At 67.9% G+C, this 21,783-nt stretch carries 16 protein-coding genes and 1 pseudogene; 5 read left to right on the plus strand and 12 right to left on the minus strand.

The window, feature by feature from the left end; genetic code table 11:
- Positions 1 to 128: 128 nt before the first annotated feature.
- From C0R07_RS14820 to C0R07_RS14850, 7 genes are read right to left on the minus strand one after another with little or no spacing between them, the layout of a single operon-like run.
- Positions 129 to 899 carry a 2,3-dihydro-2,3-dihydroxybenzoate dehydrogenase gene (locus C0R07_RS14820; protein WP_070473984.1) on the minus strand — a complete coding sequence of 257 codons (771 nt, stop codon included), beginning with the start codon at positions 897 to 899 and terminating at the stop codon, positions 129 to 131.
- Positions 896 to 4,810, minus strand: a complete 3,915-nt coding sequence (locus C0R07_RS14825; protein WP_070473982.1) for a non-ribosomal peptide synthetase — start codon at positions 4,808 to 4,810, stop codon at positions 896 to 898. The genes C0R07_RS14820 and C0R07_RS14825 overlap by 4 nt, the downstream gene beginning before the upstream one ends.
- Positions 4,807 to 5,058: a phosphopantetheine-binding protein gene (locus tag C0R07_RS14830; protein WP_070473980.1), complete on the minus strand. Its 252-nt coding sequence runs from the start codon at positions 5,056 to 5,058 to the stop codon at positions 4,807 to 4,809. Before C0R07_RS14830 ends, C0R07_RS14825 begins: the two co-directional genes overlap by 4 nt.
- Complete coding sequence (locus C0R07_RS14835) at positions 5,055 to 5,690, minus strand: isochorismatase family protein (RefSeq protein WP_070473978.1); 636 nt, start codon at positions 5,688 to 5,690, stop codon at positions 5,055 to 5,057. The genes C0R07_RS14830 and C0R07_RS14835 overlap by 4 nt, the downstream gene beginning before the upstream one ends.
- Positions 5,690 to 7,342: a (2,3-dihydroxybenzoyl)adenylate synthase gene (locus tag C0R07_RS14840; RefSeq protein ID WP_102789287.1), complete on the minus strand. Its 1,653-nt coding sequence runs from the start codon at positions 7,340 to 7,342 to the stop codon at positions 5,690 to 5,692. Before C0R07_RS14840 ends, C0R07_RS14835 begins: the two co-directional genes overlap by 1 nt.
- Before the next feature lie 16 nt (positions 7,343 to 7,358).
- Positions 7,359 to 8,537 (minus strand): isochorismate synthase, encoded by a 1,179-nt coding sequence (locus C0R07_RS14845; protein WP_102789288.1) that lies wholly within the window; start codon positions 8,535 to 8,537, stop codon positions 7,359 to 7,361.
- Positions 8,534 to 9,733, minus strand: coding sequence for an MFS transporter (locus C0R07_RS14850; RefSeq protein WP_102789289.1), 1,200 nt, complete (start codon positions 9,731 to 9,733; stop codon positions 8,534 to 8,536). Before C0R07_RS14850 ends, C0R07_RS14845 begins: the two co-directional genes overlap by 4 nt.
- A gap of 472 nt (positions 9,734 to 10,205) precedes the next feature.
- On the opposite strand from C0R07_RS14850, the gene C0R07_RS14855 reads away from it, so the two are divergent.
- The 4 genes from C0R07_RS14855 to C0R07_RS14870 all read left to right on the plus strand — a co-directional run bounded on the left by C0R07_RS14855 (position 10,206) and on the right by C0R07_RS14870 (position 14,552).
- Positions 10,206 to 12,584, plus strand: a complete 2,379-nt coding sequence (locus C0R07_RS14855; protein ID WP_102789290.1) for a ribonucleoside-diphosphate reductase subunit alpha — start codon at positions 10,206 to 10,208, stop codon at positions 12,582 to 12,584.
- 133 nt (positions 12,585 to 12,717) lie between these two features.
- Positions 12,718 to 13,758: a ribonucleotide-diphosphate reductase subunit beta gene (locus tag C0R07_RS14860; RefSeq protein WP_070425230.1), complete on the plus strand. Its 1,041-nt coding sequence runs from the start codon at positions 12,718 to 12,720 to the stop codon at positions 13,756 to 13,758.
- A gap of 12 nt (positions 13,759 to 13,770) precedes the next feature.
- Positions 13,771 to 14,235, plus strand: coding sequence for a flavodoxin (locus C0R07_RS14865; RefSeq protein ID WP_102789291.1), 465 nt, complete (start codon positions 13,771 to 13,773; stop codon positions 14,233 to 14,235).
- Positions 14,229 to 14,552, plus strand: coding sequence for a thioredoxin family protein (locus C0R07_RS14870; RefSeq protein ID WP_070473966.1), 324 nt, complete (start codon positions 14,229 to 14,231; stop codon positions 14,550 to 14,552). Before C0R07_RS14865 ends, C0R07_RS14870 begins: the two co-directional genes overlap by 7 nt.
- Positions 14,553 to 14,599: 47 nt before the next feature.
- Here C0R07_RS14870 and C0R07_RS14875 read toward each other — a convergent pair whose 3' ends face one another.
- Together C0R07_RS14875 and C0R07_RS14880 are read right to left on the minus strand one after the other, a co-directional pair.
- On the minus strand, positions 14,600 to 14,929 hold the full coding sequence (locus C0R07_RS14875; protein WP_019184612.1) for a DUF3817 domain-containing protein: 330 nt from the start codon (positions 14,927 to 14,929) through the stop codon (positions 14,600 to 14,602).
- 178 nt (positions 14,930 to 15,107) lie between these two features.
- Positions 15,108 to 15,869 carry an SDR family NAD(P)-dependent oxidoreductase gene (locus C0R07_RS14880; protein WP_070425232.1) on the minus strand — a complete coding sequence of 254 codons (762 nt, stop codon included), beginning with the start codon at positions 15,867 to 15,869 and terminating at the stop codon, positions 15,108 to 15,110.
- Positions 15,870 to 15,973: 104 nt separating this feature from the next.
- On the opposite strand from C0R07_RS14880, the gene C0R07_RS14885 reads away from it, so the two are divergent.
- Positions 15,974 to 16,882 (plus strand): LysR family transcriptional regulator, encoded by a 909-nt coding sequence (locus C0R07_RS14885; protein WP_102789292.1) that lies wholly within the window; start codon positions 15,974 to 15,976, stop codon positions 16,880 to 16,882.
- Positions 16,883 to 17,009: 127 nt separating this feature from the next.
- Here C0R07_RS14885 and glgX read toward each other — a convergent pair.
- The 3 genes and pseudogenes from glgX to treY all read right to left on the minus strand — a co-directional run.
- Positions 17,010 to 19,064: pseudogene (gene glgX, locus C0R07_RS14890) on the minus strand (glycogen debranching protein GlgX); the annotation flags it as partial.
- Positions 19,061 to 19,225: a DUF2934 domain-containing protein gene (locus C0R07_RS14895; RefSeq protein WP_019184616.1), complete on the minus strand. Its 165-nt coding sequence runs from the start codon at positions 19,223 to 19,225 to the stop codon at positions 19,061 to 19,063. The pseudogene glgX and the gene C0R07_RS14895, both read right to left, overlap by 4 nt.
- Positions 19,226 to 19,235: 10 nt before the next feature.
- On the minus strand, positions 19,236 to 21,782 hold the full coding sequence (gene treY / locus C0R07_RS14900; RefSeq protein WP_102789294.1) for a malto-oligosyltrehalose synthase: 2,547 nt from the start codon (positions 21,780 to 21,782) through the stop codon (positions 19,236 to 19,238).
- Position 21,783 lies beyond the last annotated feature (1 nt).

Consider the following 21,783-nt stretch of genomic DNA (forward strand, 5'->3'; position numbering starts at 1 on the left):
GAGGCGACGGCCGATTCTCTATGAACCAACTTGCACAAATTGGTTTCTGCGCGCTCTATCGCAGTTGGCGCGGCGCAGGCTGTTGGCCCTGTTGATCGGTGTGATTGGATCGAATCACCCGGTCTGAATTACCCGCGGAGTGTGGCGCCGCCATCCACGTAAACGTCGCTCATAGCAATGTGCCCCGCCTGGTCGGAGAGAAGAAACATGACGGCGTACACAATGTCATCCGGGCGAGCGAGTTTCTGTAGGGGAATCCCGGCCTTGTATGTCTCCAGACTCCCTTGGATCACACGTTCTGCGCCCTGCTCGTCTGCCCACATGCCCGTCTGCATCGGCGTCAGGGTCGACCCCGGGGCGACGATATTGCAGCGGATGCCAAGCGGTGCGAGCTCCAGGCCAAGGCATCGGGTGAACATGGTCGAGGCAGCCTTGGAGGCCGCATAGGCGGCCATGCCGTGGCGCGGTACCCCAGCCGCGTTGGAGCTGACCGTGACCAGGGCGCCTTTTCGACGCGGCGACATCACCCGTGCCAGCGCACGGGAAACATGGAACACGCCGTCCGTATTCACCGCGAAGACCCTGCGCCATTGCGCATCGTCCGTCTCGGCGACGGTACCCGTCTGCAGTACCCCGGCGACGTTGATGCCGAAGCCGATCGCGCCGATCTCCGCTTCGATCCAGCCAACCAGTGCATCCACGGCAGCCGAGTCGGTCACATCCAGCGCGTTGGCGTAGGCCTTGGGCTGCCCTGCCTCATCCGCGATGACCGGTGCCACCACATCGGTGGCGATCACGGTGCAGCCGCTCTGGCGCAGCTGTTTGACCAGGGCCGCGCCAATGCCACCCCCGGCGCCGGTCACCAACGCGATGGTGTTGTTGAAGCCGGTGAGTTTCATACGGGCATCTTGAGGCGGCGGTCCCATTGCTGGAGCCGGTGATTGAGATGAGGGGCGAGCTGGGCGACCGCGTCGCGCCCGGTCAGTTCGGCATGCAGGAACGGAAGTTCGAGCGCCTCAAGGTGAACGGCGTAAGGCTGCCACAGCCGCGACTGCAGCTGCGGCCGGGCAAGATGGTCGCGCCCGGCGCGGACGTGCAGCAATGGACCGTCGAAGTGGCGGTGATGGTGGGCGCGGATCAACCGGTTGGTGCCAGTGACCGCCCGCACCACGCCATCAAGCACCGTATCCGGCAAATTGCCCAGCGCGCTGTCGCCACGACGCAGGAAGCTGAGGATGCGCTCGCGGGTGTCCAGCTCGGGATGGGCATCGGGATCGTGCCCGGCGATGGCGAGCAGCGCCCGCACTGCCGCGATGGGGTCCGGCTCCGGCTCAGCCCGCCAGCACTCGCTGGGGTAGGCATCCAGCAGCGCAAGCAGGCCGACGTCGCGGCCGCGCGCACGCAGGTGGACCGCCATCGCCTGCGCCAGAATGCCGCCCACCGACCAGCCCAGCAGATGCACCGGGCCCGGCGTGTTCAACGCCAGGATCCGGTCCACATAGCTGGCAGCCAGGGCATCGATGGTCGTGGGCATGGGCTGCTCCAGATCCAGGGCGGGCGATTGCAGCCCATGCACGTCGCGGGCGGGTGCCAGCGCACGCGCGAGGTCGCGATAGTTCCAGGCGATGCCTCCCGCGGGATGGATGACGAACAGCGGTGGTAGCGCGGCATCGCCGGTGGCCAGCTGGATCAGTGGCGCGAGGCCATGATCGGTCGCGGCCGGTGGCGCATCGATGCGCGCCGCCAGACCGGCGACCGTTGGTGCAGCGAACACCGTGCCCAGGCCCAGATCGCAGCGCCAGCGCTGCTGGATCGCCAGCAGGAGGTGAACCGCGCTCAGCGAGTCACCGCCAAGTGTGAAGAAGTCGGCCTCGATGCCGATGGGGCCCTGGATGCCGAGCGCCTGCGCGAACAAGGCAGCAACTTCGCGCTCGGTGCTGGTCCGGGGTGCGACACCTTCCGTGCATGCCTGTGCGGGGGCCGGCAAGGCATTTTGGTCCAGTTTGCCGTTGGCTGTCACCGGCCAGTGATCGATGGCGACGAAGGCGGACGGCACCATGTAGTCCGGCAGCGTTTTGACCAGGTGCTCGCGCAGCGCCGCTGCATCGGGCGCGCCGATGGGCACATAGGCCACCAGCCGGCGCTCGCCTGGGCGGTCCTCGCGCAGGAGCACCTCGGCCCGGGTGATGCCGGGCGCGGTACGCAGCGCGGCATCGATGTCCCCAAGTTCGATGCGCAGGCCACGCAGCTTGACCTGGTGGTCGCTTCGGCCCAGATACTCCACTGCGCCATCGTCGCGCCAGCGCGCCACATCGCCGGTGCGATAGAGGCGACCGCCGTTGACAAACGGATCGGGCAGGAATCGTTCGGCGGTGAGGTCGTCGCGCCCCAGGTATCCACGGGCCAACTGCACGCCGCCGAGGTAGAGGTCGCCCGCCACGCCCGGGGGCAATGGCTGCATGCCCGCATCGAGGATGTACAAGCGGGTGTTCCATACCGGATGGCCGATCGGCACCGGGCGCGACGCGTCGTCCGCGCTGGCCGGCCAGAAGCTGACATCCACCGCGGCCTCGGTCGGGCCGTAGAGATTGTGCAGCTCGGCGTGCACGCGTGCATGGAAGCGGTCGCGCAGATCGGCATCGAGTGCTTCGCCACTGGTGAACACGCGGCGCAGCTGCAGACCGTGGGATGCCGGTGCCGCGAGGAAGGCCTCCAGCATGGACGGCACGAAATGCAGGGTGGTGATGCCCTGCGCGCGGATCAGCGCGGCCAACAGGAGCGGATCGCGATGCGCCTCGGGTGGCGCGACCACCAGGGTGGCACCGGTGATCAGTGGCAGGAAAAACTCCCACACCGAGACATCGAAGGTGGCCGGTGTCTTCTGCAGGATGCGGTCGTCCGGCGCGATACCGTAGTGGACGCGCATCCATTCCAGGCGATTGACGATGGCGCGGTGCTCGATCAGCACGCCCTTGGGTTCGCCGGTGGAGCCCGAGGTGTAGATGACGTAAGCCGCGTCGCCCGGCGCCGGCTGGGTAGCCAGGCGGGTGTCGGTGGCCTGCGACCACGCCGCGGGGCTGAGGACAGGCGCAGCACCGAACCGGTGGCGATCCTCGGGCAGTGCCAGCACGCACACGGGCGCGGCAGACTGCAGGATGCGCGCGATGCGCGCGTCAGGATGAGCAAGGTCCACCGGCAGGTAGGCACCGCCAGCGCGCTGGATGGCGACCAAGGCGACGATCAGCTCCAGTGACCTGGGCAGCGCGACGACCACGCGCGATTCGCGGCCCACGCCCTGCGACTGCAGCTGCACCGCCAAAGCCCGGCTGCGCTGTTCGAGCTCGCCAAAGGACAGGTTCGCCTCGCCGAAGACGACGGCGATGGCGTCGGGCGTCTGCGCCATGCGCGCGGTGATCAGCTCCACCAGGCTGACATCCGGCGCCGGATGATCGGTGGCGTTGACGTCGTACAGATAGCGCTGCTGTTCCGCTGGCGTGGCCAGTGGCACCGTGCTGAGCGCCTCACCCGCGGCCTGAGCATCCAGCGCGGCCGCGATGAAGTGCAGCAGGCGCGCGGCGTGCCCCTCGATCTGGGCGGGCGTATACAGCGCGGGGTTCGCCTCGATTTCCAGATCCAGCACGGCCGTGCCATCGCCCCGGAAGCCCAGGGTCACATCGTCCACCGGACCGGTGCACAGCACCTCCAGCGACGCCTCCACACCAGACAACTGCAGCGGCCGGTAGAACGGCTGCACATTGACCAGCGGGCCGTGCAGACGCCGCTGGCCGCCGATCAGGCCGAGGTCACGGCGCAGCTGCTCGCCACGGTAGCGGCCATGTCGGCGGCCGCGCATCAGGCGCAGGGCCACCTCGCGGACCAGATCATCGACGCTGCCCTGCGTGGCCGCCAGCCGCAGCGGCAGCACATTCATCACCATCGCCGGCACGCGCGCGGAGACGCTGCCCAGCCGACCCATGAAGGGCACGCCGATGATGGCCTCGGCTTCGCCACTGATGCGGCGGGAGTATTCGGCGGACAGCGCGGTCAAGACATCCGGCCACGGTTGGCCGATCCGCGTGGCTGCCTCCAATACATGCTGGCGCAGTGCTGGTGCCATCGGCGTCACGAAGCGGATCGCATCCGGAGCGGCCGGGGCGATGCCTGCGCCAAGGCCTGCGGCCGCCGGTGCAGCGGCCATGGCGTCCTTCCAGTACGCGGCATCGCGGACGCGGCGCTCGCCGTCACGATACTGTGCATCTTCGTCCAGCACCGGCAGCAGTGGCGCCAGCGTGCCGTCGTCGTGGGCCTGCGCATATCGCGTGCAGACCCGCTCGGAGAACAACGCCATGCCATAGCCATCGGCGGCAAGGTGATGCACGCGCAGGTACCAGACGTACCGGCGGGGACCCAGCACGAACAGCCGCTGCTGGCTGAGTCGGTCGCGCGCGGGATCGACCGGCGTCAGGCGGTCACGCTGCATGGCAGCCTGCGCCGCCTGCTGCGGGTTGGCATGCGAGGACAGATCAACCACTTCCAGCCGCGGACGATGCTGCGCGTCGATCCACTGCACCGGTGTGCCCTGCCCGCCCTCGGCGATGCGCAGCGACAGTGCCTGCGCTTCGAGCGCAGCACCGTCCGCGGCGCGTGTGAAGGCGGGGACATCCAGCGCCCCCTCGATCCACACCGCGTGTGCGGTATTGAAGGCCGGGTTGTCCGGCGCAAGACGCTGTGCATACCACAGGCCTGCCTGGGCCTCGGTCAGGCCGCGCGCCTGTGGCCACGCCGCGTCGGGCACCGCGCTGGCATTCATGCGTCGGCCGTGCCCCGGTTCTGCAGGCGCTGCACCACGCTCCACCAGCCGCCAAGGGTGGCGTGCTCGGCCAGATGGCCAAACTCCAGCGCAATGCCGGTGTTGCCCCAGGCCAGCACCAGCCCGAGCACCCGCATCGAATCCAACCCGAGGTCCATCAGGTTCTCATCGTTGCCGATGTCCTCCGGCGCTTCGCCAAGCATCTCGGCGACATCGGCGCGCATGCGCTCCAGGGTGAGTGCGGTCATGCGAGCGTCTCCAGCAGGTGATCGGTGGTCATCGGGATGCCGCAGGTACGGGCGATCCAATGCAGGGCCAGGTCGTGGTCGGCGCGCGAGAAATCGGCGACGGCATCGGCAGCGATGAAGCTCTCGATGTCGCGCTGGAAGCCTTCGGCCACGGTGGCGGTGCAGCCGATGTGCGCATAGACACCGGTGACCAGCAACTGGTCGCGTCCACGGGCGCGCATCATCGTTTCCAGGTTGCTGCGCTGGAAGGCGCTGTAGCGGTGTTTGACCAGCACATGGTCGCCCGGCTGCGGTGCCACCGCCTCGATGATGGCTTCGTGCTCGTCGGTTGCGGACATGCCCGGGCCCCACAGATCCGCCTGCAGGCCGCGATCGCAGCGGTCCTGGTGGCCGCGCTGGGCGGTATAGAACACCGGCATGCCACGCGCACGGCAATGCGCGAGCAGGCGCGCGATGTTGGCCACGGCGGGGGCCAGCGGTGCGGTGTCCGGCGCGAACGCGGCCAGGAAGTACCGCTGCATGTCATGTACCAGCAGCGCCAGGCGCTCGCTCTGCGGCTGCCAGGCGCCGCGCGCGGTGGGAAGCTCGGCCTGGGTCGGCAGGGGGTACGGTTGGATCGTTGGCAGCGCCATCAGCGCGTTTCTCCTGTCTGTTGCATGAAACGTTCGCGCAGCTGGGCACGCAGCTCGCGGCGGCTGATCTTGCCGACCGCCGTGGTGCCGAAGGCATCGACGAACACGATCTGGTCCGGCACCTTGAACGCGGCCAGGCCGCGGCTGCGCACCCAGGCCTTGAGGCTGGCGGCCTTGGTCGGCTCGCCCTGGGCAATGATGAAGGCGCAGCTGCGCTCGCCAAGGTACGCGTCGGGAATCGAGACCACGGCCGCATCGAACACGCTGGGGTGCGCGAGCAGATGGTCTTCGATTTCTTCGGCGGAAATCTTCTCGCCGGCCCGGTTGATGTGATCGCTGGCCCTGCCCTGCACGACCAGATAACCGCCGGGCAGGCGCTGCACCATGTCGCCGGTACGGTAGAAACCGTCCTCGGTGAAGGCGCGCGCATTGGCCGCCGGGTCGTTGTGGTAGCAGCGGATGGTGTACGGGCCGCGGGTGAGCAGATGCCCGGTCTCACCTTCTGCGACGGGATGACCGTGGTCGTCGACCACCAGCACTTCATCGTCCTCGCTGATCGGGCGGCCCTGCGTGGAGACGATGATCTCTTCGCTGTCGTGCAGACGGGTGTAGTTGACCAGCCCCTCGGCCATGCCGAACACCTGCTGCAGCGTGCAGCCCAGCCCGGCGATCACGCGGCGTGCCGCTTCCGGCACCAGCTTGGCGCCACCGACCTGCACCACCTGCAGGCTGGACAGATCCTGCGTGGTCGTCGCGGCCGCCTGCGCCCACAGCAGGGCCAGTGGCGGCACCAGGCCGATGCAGGTGACCCGTTCGCGTGCGATCAGGGCGAACGCAGTCTCCGGGCCGGCACCCGGGCTGAGCACCACCCGGCCACCGGCATACAGCGTGCCAAAGAAGCCGGGTGAGCTCATCGGGAAATTGTGCGCGGCGGGCAGCGCGACCAGATAGACGCTGTCCTGGGTGATGCCGCAGATCGCATTGCTGGCGCGGAATGAATACAGGTAGTCGTCATGCGTGCGCGGGATCAACTTGGACAGGCCGGTGCTGCCGCCGGAGATCTGCAGGAAGGCCACGGACTGCGGGTCCGGATCGGGTGGCAGCTGCTCAAGATCGCCTGCCAGAGCCTCCAGCGCGGTGAACCCGGCGCCCTCACCCACGATGATCACGTGCTGCACTGCCGGCACCTGCGCCTGGAGATCGCGCGCCAGCGTGCGGTAGTCGAAACCGTCGTAGCTCGCTGCAGCGATATAGGCAGTGGCCTCGGCCTTGCGGGCGAAATGCGCGACCTCGGTGATGCGGTGCGCAGGCAATGCGTAGACCGGAATCAGCCCGGCGCGGAACAACCCGCACACCACGGTGACGAACTCGGGCACGTTGCCGAGCTGGACCACGACCCGGTCGCCCGGGGCCAGGCCCTGCGCGAGCAGGCCGGCGCCGATGCGGCCGGCTTCCTGCCACAGCTGGGCATATGTCAGGCGGGTATCCCCCCCGACCACCGCGATATCCCCGGCCAAGCGTTCGGCACGCTCGCGCAGGAAGCCCGGGAAGGTCTCGCCACGCCAATGGCCGGCGGCACGATAGCGCGCGACGAGGGCTGGCGGCCAGACCTGGCGCAGCGGCACCCGGGAGGAAGAGAAGGATGCGTTCATGGACAACTCCCGCACATCAGAAGGGACGAACGTCATGGACGCCGAGCGCGGTCAGCAGGGCCATGAACTTGGCAGCCGTTTCGGCCACTTCGAGATCGGGTTGCGAGCCCGCGACGATGCCGGCACCGGCATACAGGCGCACCTGCGTGCCCTGCACGCGCGCGCAGCGGATCGCCACGTACCAGTCGCCATCGCCCTGGGCATCGGTCCAGCCGACTGCGCCGGCATAGAAACCGCGCGCGACCGGTTCAGCCTGGCGGATCAGCGCCAGTGCGGGGTGGCGTGGTGTCCCGCACACCGCCGGCGTGGGATGCAGCAGTGCCACCAGCGCGGCCGAGGAGACCGATGCGTCCTTGAGGGTGCCGTGGATGCGCGTGCCCAGGTGCCACATGGTGGCGGTGGCATGCAGCGTAGGCTGGGGCTGCGCCTCGACGCGATGGCACAGCGGCGTCAGTGCTTCAACGATGGCCTCGACCACGTGGCGGTGCTCATCATGGTCCTTGGCCGAGGCCAGCAGCGCCTCGGCGGCGCGGGCATCCTCGGCAGGATCGGCCGAACGACGTGCCGAGCCCGCCAGCGGATGCGACAGCACGCGCTCGCCACGTTTGGAGACCAGCAGCTCGGGAGTGGCGCCGACCAGCCAGGCAGGACCGGGGCCGCCTTCTGAAGGCACCGGCACCACGTAAGTGGCTACGCTCGGATCCCTGCCCAGCCGCGCGGCCAGCACCCGCGGGTGCAGTGGCTGCGCGGTGGTGACCCGCAGGCTGCGGGCCAGCACGACCTTTTCCAGCGCACTATCGGCGCGCTGCAGTTCCGTGACGGCGGTGGCGACCGCGCCTGCATAGGCCTGCGCAGGCGGTTCAGCCAGCACGTCACCGACCAGTGTGGGGGTTTCAACGCGGACCACCGCGGGTTGGCCGGACACGTGATCCGGCTGGTACAGCGCATCGGCCTGCTCGGGATCGAACGGCACCGCGCCGACCAGCAGTCGCGGGCCGGAGCGCGGTGCGGCGAAGAAAGCGTCTACACGTTCGGCCAACGAGGCGGTGGGGCCCGACGGCAAACGCGCACGCACGCCCTGCGCTTCGAGTGCCTGCTGCGGGCTGCGCAACAGGAAGTACGGGGTGTCGGCCATGTCGATGGCGGGCGCCTGGGTCAGCTCGTCGGCTGCCTGGTTGATCAGCATCTCGTTCATGCGGCACCCCGCTGGCGGTGGATCGCGGCAGAGACCGCCAGGACCAGCAGCACCGCGCCGACCAGCAGATACGGCGCGCTGGGCGACCACCGGTACAGCAGTGTGCCGATCATCGGCCCGACCACCATGCCCATGCCCTGCACCGAGGCCACGGTGCCGGCGGCGGCGCCCTGCTCGTGCGCCTCCACCGAATCGGCGGCCAGCGCCTGGAAATTGGGGAACACGAAGCCCATCCCAAACGCTGCGACCGCGTAGCTGGCCAGCAGCTGCCACGGCACGCTGACCAGCGCGACCGACGCAAAGCCGAGACCGGAGATCAGCGCGCCGACCACGATCCAGCGCGTGGGGCGGATGTCCTTGAGCTTCATCACCAGGCCCTGGGCGAAGATCAGGCCGACGCCGACCGCAGTCAGCGCCAGCCCGGCCATGCGTGCGCCATCTGCCGGCTGCAGTTGAAGGCGGTCGATGGCGAAGAAGCCGACCGTGACCTGGGCGATGGTCACCGAGATCATCGCGGCGAACACGGCCAGCAACGGCAGCCGCAGGCGTGCATCGCCCAGCCCCAGCGTTGGCTTGGGGCCGTTGTGCGTCGGGGCGACCGGTGGGGTATTCGGCAGGCGCCACCAGATCATCAACAACGACAGCAGCGGCAACAGCGCGGCCACATACAGCGTGAGGGAGAGGTTCTTGTAGGCGATCCAGCCGGCGGCGGCAGGACCCAGCACCATGCCCAGCGCATTGGCGGTGCCGAGCTTGGCCATCACGCTGCCGCGCTGCCCCGGCGCAGCCTGGTCGGCAACGATGGCTGCGGCGCTCGGTGGCACGGCGGCGTAGAACAGACCGACCAGGGCGCGCGTGCCGACCAGCACCAGCACCGAAACCCAGATGGCCGGCGGTGAAGTCAGCGCCACATCCACGAAGACCGCCAGCCCCAGATAGATCACTGCGTAGGCGGCCAGTGCGATCAACAGCACGCGCTTGCGGCCGATGCGATCGCTGAGCGCCCCCCAACGGCGGGCGGCGAGCATCCACAACACGCCGGCCGCGGTGACCGACAGCCCGGCGTGCCATTCGGCCAGGCCCAACACCCGCACCACCGGGCCGATCACGGACACGAACGCCATCATTGCCATGGTGCCGAGCAGCGCGGCGGAAACGAGGGCGGGCAAACCGGATACGACAGGACGTGCAGACATTGAACACCACAGCCAATAAGAAGTTGAACCACGCGGTGCGCCGGGGCGCGCGCGGGTCTGCCATCCGGTTGCGAATGCATCACCGCCCTGTGATCCATCAAATGATAACGGCTCGCATTTGCGTTTGATAGTGCAGGCTGTACGGGGTGTTCATGTCGCCGGGCCCGCCGCCCCCTGCGACAAAAAAGCACTACATCTACGGTTGACGATCCACCACGACCCCACTATGTTGTGTCCATCGGCTCCCCGCTTCCGCCAGGCCCGGTGCACCGTGACGACGCCGCGTCGCAGTAGAACGCCCCGTCGTATCCCCTGACCGGCGCCTGGAAGCAAGGCCCGTTGCCACCGATGTGAGCCTCTGGCGACGTATTCCTGCACACGCAGGGCCTGCCCACCAATCACGCCTTCTGTCCGGCTGCCGCACGGCTCTGCCGCGCCGCCTGCTGGGCACTGCGCCATGCATGGAGAACGCATGAACACCGACGACACCGTCGCCTCGACCGCCACCCCACCCACCGACACCGCCCTGGATGCCGCCACCGGCGGTGAAACACTGTGGATCACCAAGGAGGGCGGCAACCGACGCATGCCCTTCGACCAGGCGCGACTGGAACGCACGGTGCACAGCGTGCATGCCGAGTTCCCGCAACTGGACGTGGCCGACTATCTGCGCAGCGTGCTCGGGCAGATCGCCCGGCGGCAGCAGCTCAGCGCCGATGAGATGGTGGACCTGCTGATCCGCGAGGCCGAATCACGCATCGACCTGACCGCGCCGGACTGGGAGCACTTCGCCGCCCGCCTCTACCTGCGGCGGCTGTACAAGCGCGCCAGCAAGAACCGCTTCTACGATGCCACGCTGAAGTACGGCTCGTACGTGGGGCTGCAGGAAAGCCTGGCCGACCGCAACGTCTACTCGATCGACATCCTCAAGGCGTATTCCAAGGATGAACTGGAGGAAGCCGGGCAGATGATCGAGCCCGAGCGCGACACGCTGTTCGCCTACAACGGGCTGTACCTGCTGGCGACCCGTTACCTGGCCACCGATCACTCGCGTGCCGTGTACGAGCTGCCGCAGGAACGCTGGCTGACCATCGCGCTGTACCTGATGCAGCACGAACACGAGCATGGCGACCGCTCGCGCCGCCGGCGCATGCTGCTGGTGCGCGAGGCCTACTGGGCGCTGTCCAACCTGTACATGACGGTGGCGACGCCGACCCTGGCCAATGCCGGCAAGGTCGGCGGCCAGCTGTCCTCGTGCTTCATCGACACGGTGGACGACAGCCTGCAGGGCATCTACGACTCCAACACCGACGTGGCGCGCGTCTCCAAGCACGGCGGTGGGGTGGGTGCGTACCTGGGCTATGTGCGCTCGGCGGGCTCGGCGATCCGCGGCGTGGCCAATTCCTCCGGCGGCGTGGTGCCGTGGATCAAGCAGCTCAACAACACTGCGGTGAGCGTGGACCAGCTCGGCCAGCGCAAGGGCGCGATCGCGGTGTACCTGGATGTCTGGCACCGCGATATCGAGGCCTTCCTCGATCTGCGCCTGAACAACGGCGACCAGCGCCTGCGCGCACACGACGTGTTCACCTCGGTGTGCCTGCCCGACCTGTTCATGGAAGCGGTGGAGCGCCGTGGCGACTGGTACCTGTTCGATCCGTACGAGGTGAAGCGGATCAAGGGCTGGTACCTGCAGGATTTCCACGATGAGCAGCGCGGCCAGGGCAGCTTCCGCGGGAAGTACGAGGAGGTCGTGGCCGACGAACGGATCAGCCGGCGCACGATCAAGGCCATCGACCTGTTCAAGCGGATCATGGTGAGCCAGCTGGAGACCGGCAATCCCTTCATGTTCTACCGGGACGAAGTGAACCGGAAGAACCCGAACAAGCATGCCGGCAGCATCTACTCCAGCAACCTGTGCACGGAGATCCTGCAGAACATGAGCCCCACCCGCATGATCCAGGAGATGATCAGCGGCGACCAGATCGTGACGACCAGACAGGCCGGCGATTTCGTGGTGTGCAACCTCTCCTCGATCAACCTGGGCCGTGCGGTCACGGCCGCACCGGACCTGCTGACCAGCGACGTGCTCGAGCGCCTCGTGCCGATCCAGGTGCGGATGCTGGACAACGTGATCGACCTCAACCAGCTGCCGGTGCCGCAGGCGACCATCACCAACCGCAAGTACCGCGCGATCGGGCTGGGTACCTTCGGCTGGCACCACCTGCTGGCCCTGCAGCAGATCGAGTGGAACTCGCCCCAGGCCGAAGACTACGCGGACAGCCTGTACGAGCGCATCAACTACCTCACCATCCAGGCCAGCATGACCCTGGCCAAGGAAAAGGGGCGCTACAGCGCGTTCGTCGGCAGCGAGTGGCAGAACGGCGAGTACTTCCGCGCCCGTGGCTATGACAACCCGGCCTGGCGCGAACTGGCCGCGCAGGTCGGCGTCAACGGCCTGCGCAATGGCTGGCTGATGGCGGTGGCCCCGAACATGAGCACCGCCCAGATCGCCGGCTCCACGGCCTCGATCGACCCGGTGTACGGCGCCTTCTACTACGAGGAGAAGAAGGACTTCCGCCGGCCGGTGGCTGCGCCGGACCTGTCGCTGGAGACCTATCCGTACTACGAGAAAGGCGCCTACCGGGTCGACCAGTTCGCCAGCATCCGCCAGAACGCCCGCCGCCAGCGCCACGTGGACCAGTCGATCAGCTTCAACCTGTACGTGCCCAGCACCATCCGCGCCAGCACCCTGCTCGCGCTGCACATGAGTGCCTGGCGCGAAGGCCTGAAGACGACCTACTACGTGCGCTCCAACGATATCGACATCGCCGAATGCGAATGGTGCGGGTAGGCGCATCGCATTCGCGCTGACGCTCCCATGGTTCGCTGTGCAAACCATGGGCCCCGCATTACAACCACCCAGACCCCCGCCGCTTCGCGCCCGCCCCCTGACTCAGGGGGCTCTGCTCCAGGACACACCCCTCATGGCCATCCCCCTCGAACGCATCAAGATCCTCGAACCGCGCCACCCCAACCGCTCGACCGGCATCATCAACGGCCGCACCAGTGGCATCCTCAACTGGAACGACATCCCCTACCCGTCGTTCTACCGGGCGTACAAGGAGCTATCGACCAACTTCTGGATTCCCGACGAAGTCGACATGAAGGGTGACGCGCGCCAGTACGGCGAGCTCAATGCCCGCGAGAAGAACGCCTACGACTCGATCATCGGCCTGCTGGCCACGCTGGACTCGCCGCAGACGCGGTTCATCTACAACGTCGCCGAGTACATCACCGACCCGGCCGCGCACGCCAACGCGGCGATCATCGGCCAGCAGGAAGTGATCCACAACGAAAGCTACAGCTACGTGCTGGCCTCGATCGCCGGCCTGGCCGACCAGAACCGGGTGTTCGAGATCGCGCGTACCCACCCGACCATCCTGGCCCGCAATGCGCCGATCATGCAGTCCTACGATGACTTCATGCGCGAGAAGACCGCCGAGACGCTGATCCGCGCGTTGATCCAGTCCTCGATCCTGGAAGGCATCAACTTTTACTCGGGCTTCGCGTTCTTCTACAACCTGGTCCGCCAGAACCGCATGACCGGCACGGGCAAGATCATCAGCTTCATCAACCGCGACGAGCTGGCCCACACCAAGTTCATCAGCGAACTGATCCGCGCCATCATCGGTGAGAACCCCGCGCTGCAGGGCGAGCAGCTGACCGCCTACGTACACGAGGCCTTCGAGCACGCCATCCAGCTGGAGACGCGTTGGACCGGGGAAGTGCTCGATGGCATCGACGGCATCGATGTGGACGAGATGATCCGCTACGTGAAGTACCGCGCCAACAAGATGGCCGGCATGCTCGGGATCGAGAAGCTGTACAGCGAGACCAACGTCAACGTGATGCCGTGGATCAAGGCCTACGCCGACAACTTCACCGAAACCAAGACCGACTTCTTCGAGATGCGCAACGCCAGCTACAAGAAGACCAATTCGGACAACGGTTTCGACGATCTGTAAGGACGCATGCCGATGCATATCCTGCTGGCCTTCGCCTCGCTGAGCGGCAACACCCGCGAGGTCGCCATGCTGGTCCGGGCCCACTGCGAAGCGCTGGGCCACCGCGTGGACTGGCTCGACGTCGATGCCGGCGACATCGCCCGGGCCTTGCCCGCCGATCCCCCCGCCCTGTGCCTGCTTGGCTCATGGACCGACAACGCCGGGCGCACCCCGGCGGAAATGAAGGAGGGCGTGGCCGCGCTGCGGGACCGTTTCGGGTTGCCCCTGCCCTTCCCGGCCGCGGTGTTCGGCACCGGCGAGACCCAATGGGGCGAAGAGTACTACTGCGGCGCCGCGCACCGCCTGGCGCGCTTCTTCCACTCCCCGTACCCCGTGCTGGAGATCGAGCAGATGCCGCACGGCGCCGCCGACACCCACACCATCCACCACTGGACCGACGCCGTGTTGGCCACTACCGAGACATTCACGACATGCTGACCCTGCACGCCCGGACCGCTGAGGATTACCACGCCGCCCTGCGCGAACACCCTGCGCTGCTGGTGGACTTCCACAAGGACGATTGCCCCGGGTGCCGGATGCTGGAGATGTCGTTGGCCAGTGTCTCCGGCGCCATCGCAGACGCAGGGATGACGGTGTTGAAGGTGAAGCTGGAAACTGTGGGTGAGGGCTTGTTCCGCGAGCTGGGGTTGCGCCAGACACCGACGCTGCTGGTGGTGCGCGACGGTCACGAAACCGCCCGACTGGCGGGGTTCCAGACGCCGAAGCAGATCCTGGCGGTGTTGGGCGATGGGTGACGCCCTGGAGGGCAGGCCCGCGGTTGCGCGGGCTTACCGTGGAAGCTTCAACGCAGCGGCGCGGACAACAGCCCCCGGCGCTTGAACCACCATTCCAGTGGCAGCGTGACCAATGGCGGCACCGCCGCGGCCAGTGCCAGCAGTGCGGCCCACCACGGCCAACGCAAGCGGATTGCAGCCAGGACCGACACCACGACGTAGACCATGAAGGCGACGCCGTGCACCGGTCCAAACACCTTGACGCCGACCGGCGTTGGATCCGCTGCGTGGTACTTGAAGTACATGCCGATCAACAGGCCGGCCCACGTCAGGGCTTCGACGAAGGCCACCGTGGCGAAGACGCGGCCCATCGGGCTGAGTGGCGAAGCAGTCTTCAAGGCAGGCTCGAGCGTGGCGGAAGGACCCGCATCATAGCCATTGACGGCGCTTGATGCGAACCATTCTCACTCGATCAACCGAGCGCGTCACGACCCACGGTCGTGACCGGCCCTCGATCCGCTGCCAGCAATGAGAACCGCGCGTGCCACACGATGGCCGCTTTGACCGCCCGCGATCTCAGACGAACATGCCGCCCGACGCCTCCACCCGCTGCGCGTTGATCCACGCCGTCTGCGGCGACAGCAGCGCCACCGCCACCGGACCGATGTCGTCCGGTTTGCCCGGGCGGCCCATCGCGGTGACCGAGGACACCATCGCATTGACCTGCGCGTCGTCGCGCACGCGGCCGCCACCGAAGTCGGTTTCGATCGCGCCGGGGGCGAGCGTGTTGGCACTGATGCCGCGGGCGCCCAGTTCCTTGGCCAGGTAACGGGTAAACACTTCGATGCCACCCTTCATCATCGCGTAGGCCGAGCTGCCCGGCAGCGAGAAGCGTGCCAGCCCGCTGGAGACGTTGAGGATGCGGCCGCCATCGGCAAGCAGCGGCAACACCGCCTGGGTCAGGAAGTACGGTCCCTTCAGATGGACCGCGACCAGGGCGTCGAACTGATCGACCGTGGTGTCGGCGATCATCGCGTGCAGGCCTTCGCCGGCATTGTTGAGCAGGCCCTGCAGATGGGTCTCGCCCCAGCCGTCGAGCACGCTGCGGACCTGGCTGGCGAAGGCAGCGAAACCGGCGCTGTCGGCCATGTCCAAGGGAAGCGCGGCCGCGCGACGGCCGAGTGCTTCGATCTGCGCGACCACTTCCTGGGCGGCGCCGGCCTGGCTGCGATAGGTGAGCACGATATCGGCGCCGTCGGCGGCCAGTGCGAGGGCGGCATTGCGGCCCAGGCCACGGCTGCCACCGGTGATCAGGACGACTCGGGTTGCGTTGCGCATGTCAGTACACCTGCGTTGTGGGAATGGTTGTCAGACTATTGGTGTTGCATGCGCGGATAAATCGGCGGATGCTGATTTGACTATCCAATAATCACGAACAATCCATGGATCGCCTCGATCATCTGCGCTGCTTCCTCCGGGTGGCCGAACTCGGCTCCTTCACCGGCGCCGCCGACAGCCTCGGTCTCCCCAAGGCCAGTGTGTCGCTGGCCGTGCAGCGGCTGGAAGCGGATGTGGGTGTGCAACTGCTGCATCGGACCACGCGCCGGGTGCAGCTGACCGCCGACGGTGCCCAGTTCCAGGCGCGGGCACACGATCTGCTGCATGACATGGACGATCTGCAGGGCATGTTCCGGGTCGATACGGCGCAGCTGAAGGGGCGGCTGCGGGTGGATATGTCCAGCGGGCTGGCCCGGCAACTGGTGATACCGCAGCTGCCTGCCTTCCTGGCCCAGCACCCTGGCGTGGAGATGGAAGTGAGCGGTACCGACCGCCGGGTCGATCTGATCCGCGAAGGGTTCGACTGCGTGCTCCGGGTCGGTCCACTGGACGACAACACCCTGGTGGCCCGCCCACTGGGCCAGCTGCCGATCATCAACTGCGCCAGCCCGTCCTATCTCGCCGCCCGGGGCACGCCGACCACGCTGGCCGACCTGGCCGGCCACGCGCTGGTGCATTACGTGAGCACCCTCGGTCAGCGTTCGCCCGGATTCGAGTATCACGACGGGCAGACCTATCAGAGCCTGCCCATGGGCGGTGCGGTGACGGTCAACAGTGGCGAGGGCTATACCGCGGCAGCCCTGGCCGGGCTGGGGATCATCCAGGTCCCGCTGCTCGGCGTGCGCCAGGCATTGGCCTCGGGCACCCTGGTGGAGATCCTGGCGGACGTGAAAGCAGAGCCGATGCCGGTGACCCTGCTCTACGCGCAACGCCGTCATCTGCCGCGACGGGTGGCGGCGTTCATGGATTGGGTGGCCGGCGTGGTCCGGCGCGAGCTGGACCAGGAGCGCTGACCTGGGACCTCCCGGCACGGCATCGTGCCGGGAGGGCAGCGTCAGCTCACCCTTCCGTGTCGGAATGGCGGTTGCGGCGACTGCTGAGCACCACGATCGCGCGGTCCGGCAGAGGCCAGTGGCCTTCCGCATCCGCCTGCAGCGGCGCACCGTCGATGGTGCTGATCAGCACGCGCCAGTGTTCATCGTCGATCAAGGGCGGCACGAACGCCTGCGGCGCGTGCGAGGCATTGAACATCAACAGCAGGTGCGCATGCTCGGGACCGCGCGGCGTGTCTTCCTGACGGGCGGCCCCCAGGTGCAGCGCCAGGCTGCGGGCCTCGCCATCGTGCCAGTCGCCATCTTCCATGGGCTGGCCATCCGGCCGCAGCCAGCGCACGTCATAGCCTTCGCCCTGCTCGTCGCGGGCGTCCAGGAAGCGGCCGCGGCGCAGCTGCGGGTAGCGGCGCCGCAACGACAGCAGCCGGCGTACGAACAGCGACTGCTGGCGGCCTGCCGGGCTGGCGGCCTGCTGCCAGTCGATCCACGTGAGCGGGTTGTCCTGGCAGTAGGCGTTGTTGTTGCCGCCCTGGCTGCGCGCGAACTCGTCGCCGGCCAGCAGCATCGGCGTGCCCTGGGCGAGCAGCAGGCTGGCCAGCATGTTGCGCATCTGCCGCGCCCGGATCGTGTTGATGCCCTCGTCGTCGGTGGGGCCTTCGGCCCCGTGGTTGAAGGAGATGTTGTTGTCGCTGCCGTCGCGCCCGTCTTCGCCGTTGGCCTCGTTGTGCTTGTCGTTGTAGCTGACCAGGTCATTGAGGGTGAAGCCATCGTGGGCGGTGACGAAATTCACCGACGCGGCCGGCCGCCGTCCTTTGTGGTTGAACAGATCGGCCGAGCCCATCAGGCGGGTGGCGAACTCGGCCAGCTGGCCGCCATCGCCGCGCCACAGTGCCCGCACGTTGTCACGGAAACGGTCGTTCCATTCGGCCCAGCCCGGTGCGAACTGCCCCAGCTGGTAGCCACCCGGCCCGATGTCCCACGGCTCGGCGATCAGCTTGACCTGGCTCAGCACCGGGTCCTGGCGCACGGCATCCATGAAGCTGCCCGATGGATCGAAGCCGGCGCGTTCGCGGCCCAGGATGGTGGCCAGGTCGAAGCGGAAGCCATCCACGTGCATGTCCTGCACCCAGTAGCGCAGCGAGTCCATCACCATCCGCAGCGCACCGGCATTGGTCAGGTCGAAGGTGTTGCCGGTGCCGGTATCGTTGATGTAGTAGCGCGGGTCATCGGCAAGCCGGTAGTAGCTGGCATTGTCGATGCCCTTGAACGACAGCGTCGGGCCGAGCTCGTTGCCTTCGGCGGTATGGTTGTAGACCACGTCCAGGATCACTTCCAGCCCGGCGTCATGCACGCAGGCCACCATCTGCTTGAACTCGGCGATGGTGGAGGTGGACATGAAGCGCGGTTCGGGCGCGAAGAAGGCCAGCGTGTTGTAGCCCCAGTAGTTGCGCAGGCCGCGCTCGAGCAGATGCTGGTCGTCCACGTGGGCGTGGATCGGCAGCAGTTCCAGCGCGGTCACGCCGAGCTGGCGGAGGTGATCCAGCAGCGCGTCCTGCTTCAGCGCGGAAAAGGAGCCACGTGCCTGCTCAGGCACCTGTGGGTGCAGCATCGACAGGCCGCGCAGGTGGGCTTCGTAGATGACCGTGTCCTCCCACGGCGTGGCCGGTGCGGTGTCGCGGCCCCAGGTGAAGGCCGGATCGACCACGGCGCAACGCGGCATGTACGGCGCGCTGTCGCGTTTGTCGAAGCTCAGGTCCTTGTCCTTGTGCCCGATCGTGTAGCCGAACAGCGCCGGCGCCCACTTGAGCTGGCCGACGATCTGCTTGGCATACGGATCCAGCAGCAGTTTGTTGGGGTTGAACCGGTGCCCGGCTTCCGGTGCGTAGGGACCATGCACCCGGTAGCCGTAGCGCTGGCCGGGCCGTGCGTCCGGCAGGTAGCCGTGCCAGATTTCATCGGTGTACTCGGGCAGCACGATGCGCTCGACCTCACGGCCACGCTCGTTGAACAGGCACAGCTCGACCTTGGTCGCATGCCGGCTGTACAGCGCGAAGTTGACGCCCAGGCCATCCCAGGTGGCCCCCAACGGGAAGGGGCGTCCGCCCCGCAGGCGCGAGGACTGGGCAAACTGGCGGGCACTCATCGGCGCGTCTCGACGGTGTGGCCCGCGGCCTGCAGCTCGGCATCGAACAGCCGTTCGGCCATCAACCAATGCCGTTGGTCCTGTCCGTCCGGACGGCCTTCGGCTTCCCAGATCTGGCGGGCCAGGGCCCCGATGCGTTCACGTCGTTCGTTTTCGTCCATTGCGCTTGCTTCACTCGTTGATCAGCAGGGTCACGGGGCTGCCATCGGACAGCGCCCGCAGGGAAATATCGGGGTCGGTGATTTCTACCGACGTGCCGGTGAGCAGATTGCGATAGCGCCCCTGCGGAATCGTCACGCGGCCCGTGCCCCAGAACCGGGCAGGCAACGCCGCCGTGACTTCCTGCGCGGGACGCACGGTGGTGGCGATCGCGGCGACCACGATCAGCCGCTGCGCGCCGTGTTCGCGCGCGAAGGCCAGCACGCGTTCGGGCAGCGTGGTCGGCAATGGCACATAGCCGCCCAGCGCGAACAGCTCCGGGGCGCTGCTCCGGGCCTGCAGCAGGGTCTGCACCAGGCGCGCCTTGGCCACGCCGTCGCGCCACCCCTGCAGCAGTACCGGCCACGCACGCCCATCCCGGCGCCAGTGGCCACGCAGCGCATAGTCCACCGGCCGCCGGTTGTCCGGGTCCACCAATGACAGATCCCAGCCTTCGGTGCCCTGGTACAGATCCGGCACGCCCGGCACGCTCAGCCGCAGCGCGGTCTGGCTCAGGCTGAAACGCGCCCCGGCCGGCGCGATGCGCGCCACGACGTCCTGCACGGCCGCGCGGAACGGCTGCCCGGCCTCGCTGTCGATCAATGCTTCCACCACGGCCGCCGCGCACGACTCGTAAGCCTCATCCGGATGGCCCCAACTGCTGCGCTGGCCACCCTCGCGCAGCGCCTTGGCCTGCCACTGCACCACGCGCGCAGCGAGATCAGCGCCTGATCCGCCCTCGGCCGGCCAGACCGAGACCAGTGTCTGCCACAGCATCTCGCGGTCCGCCGCGTGCAGTGCACCGGCACCGAGGGACGCTGCGAGCCGTTCGAAGCGACGCACCTGGCGCAGCCACCATTCGGGCCACGCTGACACCACCGCCAATCGCATCCGGGCGTCTTCGCCGCGTTTATGGTCATGCGTGGCCGTGGCAAGCAGGCTGCGCAGGTGCTGGTCGTGGCGGGCGCGCATGAACCCATGGAAACGCGGTGCCGACACACCCAGTACCGTTGGATGGCTGCCGACCTCGTTGCGGGACAACAGCGGCGCATGCCGATAGAAGCTGCTGTCTTCCACTGCCTTGGCGTTGAGCGGCGCGCTGAGCAGCTGGGCCCGCTGTCGCAGCGCCAGGCAGCGGCGATGCAGCACCGGGTCATCCTCCTGCGATGGCGGCGCCAGCACCCACGCGGCGACCTGCTCGATCGCAGCCACCTGATCCGGCGCGCTGCCGGCGATGGCCGCCTCGATGGCCTGCTGCCACAGCCGCCGATCCTCGCCGCCCGGGGCCGCGTGGGTGAGATAGCTGCGGTACACCGGGAAGTGACTCAACAGGGACAACGCCGCGCGCGCCAGCAGGGGCCTGCCGAAATCGGCGGCGATGCCGCCGGTGAGGCGCGAAAGGCGGACGAGGCGCGCGACGAAGGCATCGAATTCGGCCCGCAGGCCCTGCTCCAGCACGTCGCGCCTGGCCTCCAGTTCCACCTCGCGGAAGCTGCGGGGATCACCGGTGACCTGCTGCCAGTGCCGCGTCAGTGGGTTGCCGCCGGCACCGCTGTGCAGCAATGCACCGACCTGGTCCATGAAGTCGTAGCCGGTGGTGCCATCGCACGGCCAGTCCGCCCGCAAGGCTTCATCCGGCGCCAGGATCTTCTCCACCCACAGGCCCAGCGCGCCAGGCGACAGCCCACGGCGGGCGCCGGCAGCATCCAGCGCTGCGCGCAGCCGGTGCAGGTAACCGGCCGGATCGCGGAGTCCATCCACGTGGTCCACGCGCAGGCCATCCACCCGTCCCTCCGCCACCAGGCGCAGCGGAAGTGCGTGCACGGTCTCGAAGACATCGCGGCGGTGCATCTGCAGCGCGACCAGCGAGGCGATGGTGAAGAAGCGACGGTAGTTGATCCGGTCATCGCCACTGCGCCACCACGCCAGCCGGTACGGCTGCGCCGCCAGAACGCCGGCCAGGGCCGGTGCCGTCAGCTCCGACCCGCCTGCGGCCCAGGTAGAGGGCGCCAGCGGATACACGGTGCCGTGGTGCGCGACGCCCGCCGATCCGTCGGCGGCGCGCTGCACGGTGAGCACGCCGTCGGCGATCGCGCTGGACAGCGGTCGATCCAGCACCGGCAGCCACAGCTTGCCGTCACGCCCCGGTGCGCGCCAGGCGATGTCGAACCAGCCGGCATGCGCGCTGGCCTTGCCGTGGGCCAGCACATCGGCCCAGTACGGATTGAGCGGGTGCGCCGCCATGTGGTTCGGCACGATATCCAGGATCAGGCCCATCCCGCGTGCGCGCACGGCATCGGAAAGACGCTGCAATCCGGCCTCCCCGCCCAGCTCCGGATTGACCGTGGTGGGATCGATGACGTCGTAGCCATGCGTGGAACCGGGCACCGCGCTGGCGATCGGCGACAGGTACAGGTGACTGATGCCCAATGAAGCGTAGTAATCCACCTGCGCGCGGGCCGCATCGAAATCGAAGCCGGCGTGCAGCTGCAGGCGGGCGGTGGCGCGGAATGGAACCATC

This window comes from Stenotrophomonas bentonitica (assembly GCF_002887735.1).
GTDB lineage: Bacteria > Pseudomonadota > Gammaproteobacteria > Xanthomonadales > Xanthomonadaceae > Stenotrophomonas > Stenotrophomonas bentonitica_A.